This is a genomic window from Sphingobacterium detergens (genome assembly GCF_003610355.1).
Classification (GTDB): domain Bacteria; phylum Bacteroidota; class Bacteroidia; order Sphingobacteriales; family Sphingobacteriaceae; genus Sphingobacterium; species Sphingobacterium detergens.
Genome location: NZ_RAPY01000001.1, coordinates 2,248,238 through 2,265,480 on the forward strand (window position 1 = coordinate 2,248,238; position 17,243 = coordinate 2,265,480).

The window sequence follows — 17,243 nt, forward strand, 5'->3', positions numbered from 1 at the left end:
GCTTGCTGGAAGGCCGTATTGCAGGTTACCACAATGGCCTACTTCGTGGAACAACCTCTATGAAAGGAGTTACCTTGCCCCTATATGTTATCGATGGTTTCCCCGTAGACAATACAAGCATGGATTTCAATGGCAACGTCGTAGAAAATCTCCCTGACCTCAATTTGGAAGATATAGCGTCCATTACCGTCTTAAAAGATGCGGCCGCAGCATCTATTTATGGCGCACGCGCAGCCAATGGGGTTGTTATTATCGTCACAAAAAAGGGAAAAAATAAAGGGACTGAAATCAATGTTTCAGCAACGCTGACACATAACCCCTATTATTTTAATACGGATCGTCTGGCATCATCCGCGGACATGATCGGCATCGAACGGGAATGGGCACAGCAAAATCCAAATTTAAAAACAATGACGCCAGCACAGGCGCAAAGTACTTTAGACGATATGTCTTACAGAAGCCTTGGTATTCGCACGATCCTCAAAAAATACGCCGGTCAGCTCAATGAATCCGAAATGAATGCCGAATTGGACCGTCTCTCCCAACAGGGTTATCGTTATTATGACGATGTCGCCAACTATGCTAAACGGAGTCCTTTTTCACAGCAGTACAACCTGAACCTTTCCAGTGGTACGGAAAAGAGCAAATTCTACTTTTCGACGACCTACAAAAAGGACCTCCTGGAAGACCGTTTCAGTAAAAACCAAAATCTAGGCATCAATCTCCGGAATATCACCCAGATCAATAAATGGTTGGAAGTAGAAATGAGTTCATTTCTCAACTATGCGGATGATGACAGGCAAACTTATGATGCGCTAGCACCCGGATTTTCTTTTCTGCCTTACAATCAATTAAAAAATAGCGACGGTCGTAATTATACTGCTTATATGGCCGATTATATGAGCCAGGCAACTATCAAGAGCATCAACCAATATGGCCTTAATACCTTAGACATCACCCCATTGGACGAGATAAAAAACAATATCGAACAGTCCAGTGGCTTCTCCAACCGAAGTTTCATCAAATTGAATGCGAAGATTACAGACTGGCTGAGCTATTCCACCTCTTTTCAGTATGAAATCAGCAATAAAAAACTCGAGCTTCTCTACGGGAAAAACTCCTATTATACGCGATCGAGAGTCAATCAATTCGCGTTAATTGCGGATGGAAAAGCGACAATGATGATGCCCAATGGCAATATCAATAAAACAACGGATCTCAAAAATAATGCATTTAATTTTAGGCAACAGATCAATATCGATAAGGACTTTGGCGAAAAACACAGTCTGAACGCCATATTGGGTAGCGAGATCAAGAACAACCGCATGCGTTCTCAGCTTCAAAATCTCTACAATTTTGATCCCGATGCGCTCACCTACACCATGCTCGATCCGAAAATAGGTACCGTGGGTTCTTTCAACCAAAAGTATGACAATGCCAGTCAATACGAATCTATCAATCGCTTTGTTTCCTTTTATGGTAATGTTGGTTATGCCTATTCCAAAAAATACCTCTTCACTGGAAGCTTGCGCTGGGACAGATCAAATTTATGGGGAACAAGCTCGAAATATCAGAATAAACCGATATGGTCGGTGGGTGCCGGATGGAATCTGAGTGAGGAAAATTTCATACAACTGGACTGGTTAAATCAACTTAAGCTAAGAACGTCGTATGGTATCGGCGGCAATATATTGCAAAATGTCGCCCCTTTTATGACAGCGTATTACAATACCAATTCTCACGTCGGGGGAACACAAGGTACGGTCTCTGACCGCCCCAACCCGTCACTTTCGTGGGAAAAAACAACCACTACGAATGTTGGGATGGATTTCGGTTTGTTCAGAAATCGTATTTCGGGAAGCCTAGATTACTATAGAAAACAAGGGAAAGACCTCTTCGCCTCCACCATGGGTGTACCCACAGAAGGTTTTGGCTATTCAACCTATGCCATCAATAATGGGCAGATGACCAATCATGGCTTGGAACTGACATTAAATGCCAACATTTTGCAGAACAAAGATTTCAGCTGGAACAGCAGCCTTCTTTATGCATACAACAAGAACAAAGTTACTTATGTCAATGTCAAAGCACCATTTTATATCCTACAATTGGATTACCCCGACGCTTATCCCCGCATAGGAAACCCATACGAGGCAATTTATGCCTACAAATGGGCCGGGCTCGATCAGCAGGGAATACCGCAGGTGTACGACGAAAATGGAAACAAAACCACACAAACGCCGACGACGCTGGAATCGATTGTCTATGCAGGTACGAAGGTACCTACACATACGCTTTCCTGGACAAATAGCCTTTCCTACAAAAACTTTGATTTTTCAATGATGATCACTTACGAGGGTGGCCATAAAATCAGAAACGCAGATCTACCATATATGGGTATCGGCAATTATCTAACATTTACGACCCTTGCACCGATGAATAAAGATATTCGCAACCGTTGGCAACAGGAAGGTGACGAACTGAAGACCGATATTCCACGTTTGGTATTTCCAGAAGAAACAACTCTTTACAACTCAGCAAGTGGCACCGTGTACCAATATGCGGACCTCAATGTCCTGGATGCTCGTAATGTACAGATCCGAAATATTAGTCTCGCCTACAGGCTTCCGGCTGACTGGGTAAAAAAGATGCGCCTGGCGCAGGCAAGGTTACAGTTCAACGCTGAAAATGTAGCCATGTTTACCAAATCCAGCAACGCAAAATATATGCTGGGCGGCTATCGTACACCGAATTATGTTTTTGGCGCTTACCTAACCTTCTAATTTAAAATTCTTATGAAAAAGATAATATACCTCCTTGCGATCATGCCCGCTCTATTTTTCGCTTCTTGCAATAAATATTTGGACATATTGCCCAAAGGCAAGAAAATCCCGCAAACCTATGCGGATTTTGAAGCACTGTTGCGCGATGAAGCAACTGTTCACCAGGTCCCTATCCCCCAGGCTATTATTTTGCCCAACGATCGTTTTGTCTCTCCGGCCAACCTCAATTATTATAAATTGTGGGACATCAACTATAACTGGAAAGAACAAGAAGACCGGAAGATCTACAACAATTCCGATGAAAGCACCTATTATTATGCCTATTCGAGCATATCTGTCTGCAATCTCATTTTAGAGCACGGGCCGACGATGACTGAAGCCACAGCCCAACAGCGGGATGAACTGATGGCTACGGCCAGCGTACTCCGGGCCATCAGCTATTATACATTAGCAAATTATTATGCCGCGGATTATGACAGCCAGACGGCGGGCCAATTGCTATCAGTCCCTTTGATTGAAAGTGCGGATATAGGCGCCCCATCAAAGCAGGTCACTATCGCTGAAATCTACGACTACATGATCAATGATATCAAAAGCGCCCTTCCTAAGCTTCCTAACCAGGGGCAAACGATCCTGCATCCGGGCAAAGGAGCGGCCTACGCATTACTGTCACGCATCTACCTACAAATGGACAACTATCAGGATGCGTTGGAAAATAGCGAAAAAGCACTGGAATACAATGACAAACTATATGACTGGACAGCCTACTATAATGCCAATAAATCGCAGATCGAAGAGCCTGCAAACTATGCATTGAAGAAGACTCCCATGGATTTTGCCTATGTCGAGAATTATTATTTCAGACATGGCCAATCACCAAACTTTACCGCCTCCGAATTATCCCTGCAGGTAGAACGTGCCGCTGGATTTGAAAAAGGAGACAGTAAATTTGCTTCACGCTGGAAGTTGCGTACAGTAGTGCCCAACACCTATTATACCAGCACGATGACCGGGTTCTATAACACACAGGGCCTGACTACGGTCGAAGTCTACCTGATTGCCGCAGAATGTCAGGCGCGTCGGGGAAATATCCAAAAGGCCATGGATTTCGTCAACAAAGTCCGTAAGACAAGGATCCTTGCCGCAAACTATACGGACCTGACCGCACAAAATGCCACTGACGCCATAAAAAAAATACAGCAACTTAAACAGAATGAACTGATCCATTCCATTATCCCTTTTGCTGACTACAAACGCCTCAACAAAGAAAGTGCTTTTGCGACAACACTGCGCAAAACGATCGATGGCAAGGTGGTCCAACTGAGCCCAACATCACACCTATGGATTATGCCCTTTCCATTAGGAGCAACGGAGAATCCGGGCAACGGGTCAATTAAACAGAATGTTGAAAAATAAGACAGAAAACCATGAAAGTAAAAGCTTTAACACTCGCACTCCTGCTCGCAACGACAGTAGGTTATGCGCAACAACAAACAGGGAATAGATACGAACAATACCTTCCCATTATTGAGAAAGGCACATTGGTACAGAAAGATTCGTTGGCCAAAACATTACTTGCAGAAGTCAAAGGTTACAAAACGGAAGCGGACTATCGTACGACCATCAATATCCTTCGTTCGCTGGACAAAGAAAACGAAATGGCTACCGTTGAAAATATTGCCAAGAAAAAATACCCAAAGGGCGCAATAACACGGGATGCCTTTATCACGGATGTTTTCTACAATGCAAGCACGTCTACGGCGAAAGAGAAAGCGTATACTGAACTGATCAAAAAATGGCCTGTTAAAAATTTCAGTGAAGAACCACTGACCTATGATTACGTTTTGGCCAATTTGGCGCAGAATTTTGCCAATGATGGAAATGCCCAAAAAGCTGTTCATTATCTGGGCGAAATGAAAGAAAGATTCTGGCGTGGAAATGGTTATATTCCAGTGGGTCAGATCCTCCTGAAGGCAGGCGATACGACGACTGCTGCACCACTTTTGAAGACCGCTATGGATGATAGTTATTATTACCTCACGCTGCCCGAAGAACAAAAGGACAATAAAGCCCGCTTTGCGGCGATGGGCTATGCCAGTTCGATGTCGGCTTATGTGAATATTCTTGTTGCACAAAAGAAATTCACTGAGGCTGTCGAATATATCGAAAATGCGCTGAAAGCAGCGCCGGAGCAGGCCGATGGTTTGGCGATGGTTTATTATAAATCGCTGATGGGGACAGGTAGAAAGCTTGAGGCTTATAATATATTAACAAAGTTATATGCCAAAGGACAGTTTGCCGTTGAGGATGATCTTAAAAGATTATATACCGAATTGAACGGATCAGCCCAAGGTTATGAGCAGTTCAATGCTTCCCTGAGAACGGAGTTAACACAAAACATCCGCAACCATATCAAAGAGATGGCCACCTTTAAACCGGCCCCCAATTTCGAACTACTCAATCTAAAGGGTGAAAAGGTATCCTTGGCCAGTTTAAAAGGAAAAGTTGTGATTTTGGATTTCTGGGCAACCTGGTGTCAGCCCTGTGTACGCTCTTTTCCGGGAATGAAGGCTGCGCAAGAATCTTATGCAAACGATAAAGAAGTACAATTTTTATTTATGAATACGTGGGAGCGGGATAAGAATTACAAAGAAAATGTGGTATCCTTTATCACAAAAAACAACTATCCATTTGAGGTGCTGTACGACGATCAAAAAGATCCACAGACAGGAAAAGTCATGGCTGCCGAATATGGTGTCAATGGTATCCCGGCTAAATTTATTATTGATAAGGAAGGAAATATCCGATACTTTCTTACTGGATCAACGCCCAACGTGGACTATATCAAACTCGAAATGAAAGAATTGATAGAAGCTGCTAAAAAACCTTACAAAGGCTAATAATCTGTCTGCCTCTATCCAGAGGCAGACATACACAGCTCCTATTTTTATTCACTCACTTCATGCTTACGGAGCAATTTTCGGTGTTTGATGCCCCACTTGCTAAGTTGGGCTACTTTGCAAACCTGGGGTAACATCAAATGTTTTCACTTTATATCTATTTCTTCGCTTCGGTACTGGCAAAGGTTACTGGAATTTCTTTTCCTACTTGTGTAGAAAACCAAAATCCGCTTAAGCTTCCATATGTATTTTTAATTCGGAAGAAGTTTTTACGATCTTCTTCAATAAATAGCAAATATCCATTTTCCAATGCGACGATTTCAGCAAAAGATTGCTCCTCTTTGTTTTGATATTGATAAGTGGTTTGATCGTACGAAGGATCTTCTTTCCACCCATTTACTTTCCAATTAAGAATCATCTTTCTGCCATTAATGGTGGTTGAAAAAGTAGTTTGCTCCAGCAATGGTAATTCAACTATAGCTGCGGCGCTATCAACCGCTGCTTCTACCGCTTCTGAGGCAGCAGTTGCCGCTTCAGCAGCTTCAGCAGCAATAGGTTCGCCCGGTTCTTCTGCGGCAACAAAATCTTTAAAATTACCATCGAAGGCTTTTAGATCTTTAAACAAACCGCCATACCATTGCTCTTTGAATTGAATTAAATCAACATAGCGCAACACATAATTCTCCTCTTTGTTCCTGTTGCTTTTGACCCAGATAAAACCGCTGTATTCCATAATACCCTCATAATTTTCGGCATTATTGTTATTCGATTTGATTTCTTGGATGTACAAATCTTGCCAGTTGATTTCCCCGTTCTTAATCTCACAAAAATCTTCCAATATTTTTCCCATCATTTTATAATATCTGCTTTCGTTGTACACCTCGGCTAGGTCGGACGTACGGGCATCAAAATCCCCACTGCTGATAATGATTTCGGAAAATGTTTTTTGATCGGGCCACAATGTTTTGAAAGCCTTCGTATCGCGGTTTTTTATCGCTTCAAATGCTTTATGCAAATGTTTCTCGGATGCTGCATTTTGCGCCATCGCTATTGTATTTACTAGCATAACTAGTACGAGTAAGAGGTGTTTTTTCATAAAAGAAAGAAATAATGAATTTTTTAAATATAGAAATATTCATCCCTGAAATGGATAGCCATTTAACATTCGTCGCCTTTCCTTTAAGATTCGTGTTGTTTGTGAACAAGAAAGATACATGTGAAAGTTAATAGAGGCAGTACTGTTTTTTCACAAATTCCCTAAACTTCCAAATAAGCAATCGTGCTATTGGTATTGAAACGATTATCCAAAGATCCATTGCTCCTATCGATTTCCGCTTCTCTGTAGTTAACTTTTTTGGAATACTAATGATACCCATCCATGACGCCAATGTTTAGCGAAGCTTAAGTAATTATTAATAATTAAAGGACAAAATTATCAAATTATTAATTATACTAAACATATATTTAGCAAAACTAAACATTAACTAATTTTGCTTCATATTCACTAGATTATGAAGAGCATAACAATTATTCCCATTTTAATGGTCATCATCTGCCTACCGATTCAACTTCAGGCAAAGAGGAGCAACTTATCCGATAAATTCATTAATGATCAGCGGGAAGGTCGATCTATCTCCTTACACGGACTGCCCTCCGAATGAATATTTGCCAAAAGTAACAATCTACTGAACACAAGATTCTAATACTATCCGGGCTCACCAGAACGTCCTTCGCAAGTCGAATATGATGGCATACGTAGCCAAGTTGGGGTAAAGCTTAGTGTTCTATAAAATATAGTATAAATAAACTTTGTTTAGTATTACAAAACTTCCATATATTTATATCAAATGAAAAAATTAGCAACATATTACGTTTTCAGCAATGCGAATACGCCCCTTGCTAAAGTTTATAAACCTATTCCGGAATTAAATGATGGAGAAATATTGGTCAACATACGCTATACCACACTCTGTGGAAGCGACCTCCATACCTACTGTGGTTTGCGTAATGAGCCCTGCCCCACCATCCTGGGGCATGAGATCGTCGGCGTAATCGAAGAAATATCAGCTACACACAGCGGAACTGACGTCGAGGGCAACCAGCTTCAGGCTGGAGATCTTGTCACCTGGACAGTTTTTGCCAGTGATCCCAATACAGCGAGTTATCAACCTGAGATACCGCAAAAGAATGAAAGGCTCTATAAATATGGTCATCGCCAGATTACGGAACACGACGATCTGCATGGTGGATTGGCCACACATATAATCCTCCGTCCACACACCTGCATACGCGTGCTACCGAAAGAAATTTCATTGGGTGTAGCAGCAACAATCAATTGCGCCATCGCGACTTCCGCAGGCGCCTTAAGGCTCGCTCATACCATTACTGAAAAAAATGTACATGTTGCCGGTATTGGATTATTGGGTTTAGTAACTATTGCCATGTGTAAAGAACTGGGTGCAAAAAACATTATCGCATCTGATGTAAACCCCGCACGTTTAGCAATGGCCAAGCGTTTTGGTGCCAGTCATATCATCAACCTCCGTGATACAGCGGACAGTCATATCTTACAAGATATCACGATTGATAGATTTATCGACATGAGCGGTTCGCCCGATGCCATGGAACTTGGCATCGAAACATTGGGACTTCATGGTCGTGCAGTCCTCGTAGGAGCTGTCTTTAATCAACGTGAGACACGAATAGATGCTGAAAAAGTAATTCGGAAGATGCTTTCGATCAAAGGACTGCATAATTACAACTATACAGATTTCTCCACAGCCGTAGATTTCATCATCGATAACTGGCGAAAATATCCTTTTGAGTCACTCATAGAACGTGAATTTCCGCTCACAGAAGTCAATTCTGCCATAGATTATGCCATAAATCATAAACCCATTCGGGCAGGCTTATACATTCAACCTTCAACAGAACAGATCTAATGGAAAAGCATTTCAGAAGAGATCAGTGGAAGATGTTGTTTGTCACCATGTTTTGCTACCTATTTTTTTACACGGGTCGTCACAATTTTGGGTGGGCAGCCCGAGGTATTGCCAAAGAGCTCGACATCAGCTTTCAGCAGGTAGGCTGGATTAGTTTTGCCATGTTGATGGGCTATGCCATCGGTCAGCTGATCAACGGGAACCTTGCCGATCGTTGGAGCCCAAAAATGATGATTGTCACCGGCGGCGGATTTTCTATTTTATGTAATCTATCCATCAGCTTTGCGAATTCCTATACCGCTATTCTTGTCCTTTGGACATTAAACGGTTATTTTCAATCCATGGCCTGGGGCTCTGGCGGCAAGCTGATTGCCAACTGGTGGAACAGTTCTGAACGCGGTAAAGCCTTTGGATTTTATACCATGGCCGCCGGGAGCTCCTCGGTCTTAACCTTTTTCATGGCATTGATTCTCGTCCAACAGGAGCAAAGTTGGCGTACACTATTCAGATACCCCATTTTATTTCTCGCCTTCGCCTTGCTAATTTTTCTGCTTGTTGCCTATAGCTCACCAGCAAAAAAAGGATATGCAAACCAGGACGAGGAAGTATCTCCCCAAAAACAAAGTAACTGGAAAAAATCCTATCAACAGGTCTTTCAGAACCGCAACTTTATGATTGCCTCTTTTGCCATCGGATTCCAAAGCATGGCCCGTTATGGTTTGATCTTTTGGGTACCCATCCACTTTCTAGGCAACAACTACAAAGACTCTGCGGGCAATATGTGGCTTACGCTCCTTATTCCAATAGGTATGGCTTTGGGTGCTGTTTCTTTTGGCTATATCTCCGATCTCCTCTTCAATAAAAACCGAAGTAAGTCTATTGCCACAGGTATGATCGTCAGTAGCTTTATTGCCATCCTAATCTATTGTATACCTATTCATAACCATCTTTTGATGGGTATACTCATGTTTATTTCAGGTTTCGTCGTGTATGGTCCTCAAGCCAATTTCTGGACTTTATGTCCGGACCTATTGGGAACAAAACTCGTGGGAACAGGCATCGGTGTCATGAATATGTTCGCTTACGTTTTTGCCGCTGTTGGCGAACCCTTATTTGGTAAACTGATCGATTACACTGGCAATACAGCCAATATATTTCTATTTGTTGCCCTGATATGCGCAATATGTGCAACAATCATAAGCTTTGTCAAAACAAACAATCCTATAATTAATTGTAATGAGTAAAATTAAATTAGCCATCTTCGATATGGCTGGAACAACCGTCCAAGATAACCGTGAAGTTGAAAAATGTTTTTACGAAGCAATAGTGGCCACCAACCTAAGCATTTCTTCGGAGAAGATCAATAGTATGATGGGCTGGTCCAAAATATTGGTATTCGAAACAATCTGGAAAGAAGAAATTGGTGAAAGCCATCCTTACTACCAAAATAAAGTGCAAGAGTCTTATCAATATTTCTGCAAGATATTAGAGGACCATTATCGTGCGCGTGGAGCCAAACCTTACGAAGGTGTATTGGATGTTTTTGAATTTTGTAGATCAAATGATATCAAAGTGGCGCTGACAACAGGCTTTTACCGTAAAGTAACGGATATCATCCTCAATAAACTGGGTTGGGATAATGGCTTAAACAGCGATTATGTCAATCTGGATAAAACTGGAAACCATATCATCAACTGCTCTGTAACAAGTTCAGATGTTATCAACGGCCGGCCATCACCAGAAATGATTCATCTAGCCATGCAAAAGTGTGGTATCTCGGACTCCAAAGAGGTAATCAATTTAGGAGATACCCCTTCCGATCTGCAATCGGGGTATAGCGCAAATGTGTATTGCAACGTCGGGTCATTATATGGTTCACACAATCAACAGGAATTGAGCGTATTGCCGCACGACAAATTGATCAAAGAACCGAAAGAAATTATTGAAATTATCCAACATATCAATTTATAAAAATTAAATAACTAAGCTACTGATCCTACGCAGATATAGTCGTCGACTGTATCCATGAGTTTCAATAAAAAAAATCAACTTAAACTATCCATTGCAATTGTTAAAAACAAACATTTAATAACCTAAAAATGATAAAATTAAAATCTCTACTCTCGCTATTCTTGCTCGCTGTATGCTTGAATGTAAACGCCCAACGTATTATTGTCATCGGTTTGGATGGTTTCAGTACAGAAGGGTTCAATGGATCCAAACATCCCAATATTGATATGCTTTTTAAAAAGGGACTTATTACCCTCAGCAGTAGACCTGTGATCCCTTCAGTGACGCTGCCAAATTGGACAAGTCATCTTACGGGACAAGGTCCCGAAGAGCATGGGATCACCGCCAATAATTGGACCTTGGCGAAGCATCCCCTCAAAGCAATAGAAACAGACGCCAATGGTTATACTCCTTCGATATTTAAGGCACTGAAAGATAAACAGCCAAAAGCCAAGACTGCATTCTATTACAACTGGGCAGAACTCATCAATCCAATCAACAAAAAATATCTTGACGAAGTTTCCTTTGAAGAAAATGACAAATATCAAAGCAACTACGCAAAAGCATTAAAATTTATCTGTGACAATAAGAATGATCCCACTTTGGTATTTTTATACAGTGTTCACGTCGACCACGCTGGCCACCAGCATGGTTGGATGTCACCGCAATACATTGCCGCAATAGAAGAAGTCGATGTCGAAATTGGTCGTTTTGTCCAACAACTAAAAGACGATCATCTGTATGAGGACAGTTATTTTCTGCTGCTTTCAGATCATGGTGGTATTGCCAAAGGCCATGGCGGAGTGACAATGAACGAGATGCAAGTCCCTTTTGGTATCACAGGCAAAAAGATAAAAAATCTGGGCAATACACCTGCTTTTTTTAACAGTAACCGAAATACCTCGTGGATCTTAGCCAAAATCTTTGGCCTGAAAAATATCCCTAAATCATGGACTGGCATCGCCCCTACTGAAATTTTCAAATAAAAAATAGGGCGAACAAATTGTTGTCGTACACATTTTTAATATTTCTACCGTTGTTGTGAACGGTAGAAATATTAAATTCTTACCAGATCTATATAGTTTCTTACTCTACTTCCTCGGTCAAGGCTATCTTCGAAATCATTGTATTGGGGCCTTTTGAGGTATTCACTTTCAACTTTAATACCCCATCATTGGAATCTTCGCACATCACATGCAATTTGATCCACTGACCTTCTTTTGTACCTCTTATTTTCAATTTCATACGAGCCTAGGACTACATAATCAACATCCAGGAGCTTTGCCAAGTCATCAGGTACATGATTTGCGATATCAGCCAGACCAATTCCAGCTTTATTTAAAGCGGCATTGGTTGCCCTAGGATCCTGAATCTGAAAGGATAATCCGCGGGACCGCATCGCATCTATACAAGCTTGCTGAATTTCCCTGCGCATCGCATCCGTAGCTAGCCCTTGATCATTGCTCACTATTTCAAAAGGGATGACAGCTATTATGTTCCCCTGCTCTACTTTATTTGTGCCCGGATTGGCGGATACATTATTGGATTGAGCCGCAGCAGCACTTTGAAAAGATTCCTCTCTGCCGTTCGCAAAAACAATCTTATTAATTGCTTGCCTTTTTAATTCATATTGTACTTCTTCTCCAGTATACGAAAACTTGATGACGTCATCGCCAATAGAAACAACCTTTCCTTTTTTTTGGCTTCCGTCAGCCAGATAAATAATGTCTTCCTTTGTCTGAGCTAGGGCAATTGTGATATGCGTTAAGAAAATGGTAAGAATCACCGTAAGTTTCAAAATAGCTTTCATATTTTTCAAAATTGTTTAATGGTTTTTTCCAAGGGAATTCATTGCCCTCCAACTTTCATTTAATAGTATGTCGATTTATCAACAATCAATCGTAAAAATAGTTTGCTTTTAGGATATTCGATTTAACAATTAGCAAACATGGGGTTTATGGTGTAGTGTGGCTACATCCTTCCACATCATTGAAAGATATAAATACACTTGAAAGCAGAGATAGGTTTGATTGTTTATCTTTCCTTTATAGGTAATCAGAAATTACTATTCTCTAACCGTAATCCTTTAAAAAAGTTCATTACTCTTGAGATCCCTCAGCTGCACATTGCGAAAGCTGCCTATGCCCGCAAAGGTGATATTCAGGCCCATGATATAGCCTATCGATTTTTGGTAATTTGTTGTGTACACTTCTTTATTATTGATCAGCAAACTGACCTTTTTTTCTACTACCCGAAGGGTCAAAATACCGCCCTTTGTGAAGTCATGTCCAAAGGGACGAAGATCATTTTCTTCACCATATTTCTCATTTTCAGAAAACTGGTAGCTTGTCCATACCGTACATTCGGGTTTGAAAATGCTAAAAAGATGCTGATCAAATTGTCCATAAATATTTACATCAACTTGTGAACAACGCACTCCTGTTCGATTCGCAGAAGTCTGCAGCTGAAAAGAAAGTTCGTAGTTATCGCCATTTATACGAGTAGGCTTTATATTTGAAAAAGTAACAAAAAAAGTGCGTAGGGTGTCCACTCCTGCCCGGAAGGCATCTACTGCAGATACTGCTATTGCTTGCTCGTCACTTTCCCTAACGGGAGACTGAATCGGATACACCCTGACTGTATCAAATTGATTTGCTCCTGTAATTGACCAACCTTTAGTCTGCAGATACACATATCCCGTATCGATTACTTTATTTCGATACCTCAATTTTGGATAGTACCTTCCTGGCACCTGATAGTAATGTGTAAGTAAGGGATTCAAAAATTGCTTTCTCTTTGATCGACCATCCGCAAAGTCAATAGAAAAATTTTTAAAAGAATCTGTTAGCGGTTGTTTTGCGACCAATTTAAAAATTGCCGAATGAGGTGTAATTCCATTCGGATTGAGGCACACCAATTGGACTACGTCCATTTTAACGTCTTTTTTTTCTAAAGGTTTTAAAACAATTAACGTTAGGATAAAAGCCAAGCCTAAAAATGTGGCGGACATCAACCAAATCCTTCGATTTTTATTCCGAACATCGGGTACGTATTCCCTATTTGAAACTTTGGGTCTATCAAGTTCAGGTATGGTCGCATCCCGATTTTCAAAATCGTCCCAATCCTTGTAACCAATGAATTGGGCAAGCGCATCCCGGGTTGCTTTTTGGGGGTAGTAGCGTTCCGAAGTTTTAAACTTTCCAAAGATCCGTTTGAGTGTACTTTCACTTAAACGGATTTTTGTCTTTCGTGCGAGTTGTCTACTTAAGTTAATATAGTCGCTATTCGTCCACTCAGCGATCCGCTTTTCTCCAATCATATCTGCTATCATTTGACAACAGACATCAAGGTTTTTGAAAAACGATGAATTTACGGCTTGTTCAGATTGGTCTTTCATTAACGATAACTGATTGTTTTATAAATACTTAAACTGCTCAAACATTTGGACAACACTTTGAACAGGACAAGATTGTAATCTGTCGTTGAACCCTTTATAATTTTACTAAACTAAACAAAACTTAAATCAGGTTGGCGAATAACAATCTTTTTAAAAGTTAACCAAATATAAACGAAAACATAAATAAATGAAAAGAAAACTATTACTATTGGCTATGTTTTTGGTCTTGCAATATGCTGCATTGGCTCAAAGCAGAGAGGTGAAGGGCAAGGTTGTTGATGCTGTTACACAGCGGCCGCTTTCCGGTGTTAGTATAACGGCTGAGGGCGCAAAGGAGGGGACAAGTAGCAATGCCGAAGGTATGTTCAGTCTGGACGTGCCAACAAAGACCTCGAATATCCGTGTGAGTTATATCGGTTATCAAGCACAGACTGTTCGACTTACCGGCGAAAATTTGCTGATTACCTTGACTAGCCAACAAAATGAATTAAGTGAAGTTGTTGTTGTCGGTTATGGCACCCAAAAGAAAAAAGACGTCACGGGCTCCATTTCTACCATCGGAGCTAAAGATATCGGCGGACGACAAACCGTACAAATTTCCGAATCTTTGCAGGGTGCTGTACCCGGGGTTTCGGTGACACGCTCAAATGGTGCGCCGGGTGCTGGATCGAGTATTTTGATACGCGGTATTACTTCCTTGAACAACAACTCTCCACTTATTATTGTTGACGGGGTTCCAGTAAGCAATATCGACAATATCAATCCCAATGACGTCGATAACATTAGCGTTTTAAAGGATGCTTCTTCGGCTTCCATCTATGGTTCAAGAGGAGCTGCCGGCGTAATTTTGGTAACAACCAAACGAGGAAAAAGTGGCAAAAGTAGCTTGGATTATACCTTCGAATATGGCCTACAAAAAGCTACCGCAATGCCTGAGTACGTAGGAATACAGGATTATTTCCGCTATTTCAACGAAAGGTCAAGAAATGATGGTGGTACCAATATCCGAACTGATGAATTTATCGACACGTATTTAGAAAACAACGCCAAAGATCCCGACGCTTTTCCCAACACCAATTGGCAAGATGTAATTTTCCACAAAAAATATGCGCCGCGCAAGCGCCATGATTTAGTCCTAACGAGTGGTACCGAAAAGTTAAAAACCAAGGCTTCATTTGGATATGCTAACTCAGATGCCCTATATGACAATTACAATTATGAGCGTTTTTTGTTCCGCCTAAACAATGACCTTCAGATCAGTTCAACATTGTCAGCCAATGTCGATCTTTCCTATAAGCGGACCAATACACAAACGCCGACCTACAATCCGGTTTACGATTCACGTATTTATCCGGCATTTTACGATGATTATTATAGCGACGGACGATATGCCCCTGGTAAGGAAGGCGCCAATCCCATTGCCAATGTATTAGAAGGCGGTACTGCAGATGGTAAACTCAACCAACTTCAAGGTCGTATCGGTTTAAATTATAAGCCTACCAAGGGCTTAACGCTATCAGCGCTCATCTCCCCTACCTTTGATTTTGATAAAAGTAAAACCTATAACAAACAGATAAAGTATTACGATAAGGAGGACCATGCGCGACAAATCTACGTTCGTGGTGCGTCTACTACCTTGTCCGAATCACGAACCGAACGCTACACAATCAATGGGCAGTTGCTTGCCAACTATACAGCAAGTATTGCCAATGACCATCATCTGGACGCACTAATTGGCTACGAAGAAAATTACGACAATACGGAAAACCTTGGCGCCGCCCGGGATGGATTTCCGCTATTGGGATATCCCTACCTTGATGCCGGAAGCACCCAGCTTTGGAGCAATTCTGGCAACGCAAGAGAAGCAGGCTTACATTCCTACTTCTCGCGCTTGCAATATAACTACAAAAACAAATACTACTTGCAGGGAAATATTCGTATCGACCAGTCCTCCCGTTTTGCGAACGAATATAGGACCGCAACCTTTCCTTCCTTTTCAGGTGGTTGGGTTCTTAGCAAAGAAAAGTTTTTGAAGGGTATACGTTCGATCAATTTCTTGCGCCTGAGAGGGGGCTGGGGACGCGCCGGAAACGAGCGAATCGGTGATTATCCATACCAAGCAAATCTGACAACTACCACCGCACTAGTATACCAAAACGGTGTTGTTGTACCTGTAGTGGGTGCCGGTCAGCAAGTCTATGCCATTCCAGACATTAGCTGGGAGACCACACAAAGTACCGATATCGGACTAGATGCCTCATTTTTCGACAGCAGACTGAATATCGCTGCAACCTATTATCGCAAAAAAACATTTGACATCCTCTTACCCTTAGATATTCCATTGTATGTCGGCTATGACAAACCAGATCAAAATGCTGGAACATTGGCCGTCAATGGTTGGGAATTTGAAGCGACCTGGAAATCAAAACTTGGTCAAGTGGAGTATAGTATTGCAGTCAATGCTTCCGATGCAAAAAGCAGAATTGGGGATCTAAAAGGCACACAGACACTGGGCGATCAGCTTATCAGAAAAGGTAGTGAATACAACGAATGGTTTGGCTACCGCTATGATGGAATTTTTCAAAATGCGGCCGAAGTGACTGCAGGACCAGTAGCCAATGCGTCGACCAAGCCGGGTGATTTTCGGTTTGAAGACATAAACGGAGATGGTAAGATCACACCTGATGATAAGGTCACCCTTGGAGGAGCTTTGCCAAGATACCAATTTGGTGGAAATATCAGACTGGATTACAAGGGATTTGATTTTGCTTTGGTATTTCAGGGTGTAGGAAAAAAATTAACAAGAAGAACCTCCGAGTCCATACAACCATTTTTGAGTGCATTTGGCAACGTACCAGCCGAAATGGTAGGCAAGTTTTGGAGCGCCAACAATACCGAAGCACAAAATTTAGCAGCCTTTTACCCAAGATTATCCAATAATTCAAACCCACAAAATTATGCACTTTCAAATCATTGGTTGATGAACGGCTCCTACTTCCGATTGAAAAATCTCACTTTAGGTTATACCCTTAAACAAAAATTTATCAACAAAGTAGGCTTGCAGTCCCTTAGATTATTCGCTTCAGCCAATGATCTGTTTTCACTCAGCCATTTTCCGAAGTACATAGATCCTGAAGCTGGCGATTTTGCCTATCCCATTGTCACCACCTACATGGTCGGTGCAAGCGTTAGTTTTTAATCAGTCAGAAAA

General features: G+C 41.5%; 11 protein-coding genes. 8 read left to right on the forward strand and 3 right to left on the reverse strand.

Going from position 1 to position 17,243, the window contains the following annotated elements; all coding sequences use genetic code 11:
* The first annotated feature begins 2 nt into the window (after window positions 1-2).
* From DFQ12_RS09675 to DFQ12_RS09685, 3 genes are read left to right on the forward strand one after another with little or no spacing between them, the layout of a single operon-like run.
* Window positions 3-2,783 (forward strand): SusC/RagA family TonB-linked outer membrane protein, encoded by a 2,781-nt coding sequence (locus DFQ12_RS09675; protein WP_147420374.1) that lies wholly within the window; start codon window positions 3-5, stop codon window positions 2,781-2,783.
* 12 nt (window positions 2,784-2,795) lie between these two features.
* Window positions 2,796-4,199 (forward strand): RagB/SusD family nutrient uptake outer membrane protein, encoded by a 1,404-nt coding sequence (locus DFQ12_RS09680; RefSeq protein WP_120258722.1) that lies wholly within the window; start codon window positions 2,796-2,798, stop codon window positions 4,197-4,199.
* Between the two features lie 11 nt (window positions 4,200-4,210).
* A complete protein-coding gene (locus DFQ12_RS09685; protein ID WP_120258723.1) occupies window positions 4,211-5,683 on the forward strand; it encodes a TlpA disulfide reductase family protein in 1,473 nt (490 codons plus the stop codon).
* Window positions 5,684-5,840: 157 nt separating this feature from the next.
* On the opposite strand, the gene DFQ12_RS09690 is transcribed toward DFQ12_RS09685, so the two are convergent.
* On the reverse strand, window positions 5,841-6,749 hold the full coding sequence (locus tag DFQ12_RS09690; protein WP_120258724.1) for a hypothetical protein: 909 nt from the start codon (window positions 6,747-6,749) through the stop codon (window positions 5,841-5,843).
* Between the two features lie 781 nt (window positions 6,750-7,530).
* On the opposite strand from DFQ12_RS09690, the gene DFQ12_RS09695 reads away from it, so the two are divergent.
* The 4 genes from DFQ12_RS09695 (at window position 7,531) to DFQ12_RS09710 (ending at window position 11,621) form a co-directional block, all read left to right on the forward strand.
* Entirely contained in the window at window positions 7,531-8,625 is a 1,095-nt protein-coding gene (locus tag DFQ12_RS09695) for a zinc-binding dehydrogenase (protein ID WP_120258725.1), read from the forward strand.
* Window positions 8,625-9,869 carry an MFS transporter gene (locus DFQ12_RS09700; protein WP_244211706.1) on the forward strand — a complete coding sequence of 415 codons (1,245 nt, stop codon included), beginning with the start codon at window positions 8,625-8,627 and terminating at the stop codon, window positions 9,867-9,869. The genes DFQ12_RS09695 and DFQ12_RS09700 overlap by 1 nt, the downstream gene beginning before the upstream one ends.
* The gene (locus DFQ12_RS09705) at window positions 9,862-10,596 is read left to right on the forward strand and encodes an HAD family hydrolase (RefSeq protein ID WP_120258726.1); all 735 of its coding nucleotides are present in this window, start codon (window positions 9,862-9,864) and stop codon (window positions 10,594-10,596) included. The genes DFQ12_RS09700 and DFQ12_RS09705 overlap by 8 nt, the downstream gene beginning before the upstream one ends.
* Before the next feature lie 128 nt (window positions 10,597-10,724).
* On the forward strand, window positions 10,725-11,621 hold the full coding sequence (locus DFQ12_RS09710; protein ID WP_120258727.1) for an alkaline phosphatase family protein: 897 nt from the start codon (window positions 10,725-10,727) through the stop codon (window positions 11,619-11,621).
* Between the two features lie 185 nt (window positions 11,622-11,806).
* Here the strand turns inward: DFQ12_RS09710 and DFQ12_RS09715 are convergent, their stop codons facing one another.
* Entirely contained in the window at window positions 11,807-12,445 is a 639-nt protein-coding gene (locus DFQ12_RS09715; RefSeq protein WP_120258728.1) for a hypothetical protein, read from the reverse strand.
* Window positions 12,446-12,721: 276 nt separating this feature from the next.
* Window positions 12,722-14,032, reverse strand: coding sequence for a hypothetical protein (locus tag DFQ12_RS09720; protein ID WP_120258729.1), 1,311 nt, complete (start codon window positions 14,030-14,032; stop codon window positions 12,722-12,724).
* Between the two features lie 187 nt (window positions 14,033-14,219).
* Here DFQ12_RS09720 and DFQ12_RS09725 point away from each other — a divergent pair, with 187 nt between their 5' ends.
* Window positions 14,220-17,231 carry a SusC/RagA family TonB-linked outer membrane protein gene (locus DFQ12_RS09725; RefSeq protein WP_120258730.1) on the forward strand — a complete coding sequence of 1,004 codons (3,012 nt, stop codon included), beginning with the start codon at window positions 14,220-14,222 and terminating at the stop codon, window positions 17,229-17,231.
* The last annotated feature ends 12 nt before the right edge of the window (window positions 17,232-17,243 follow it).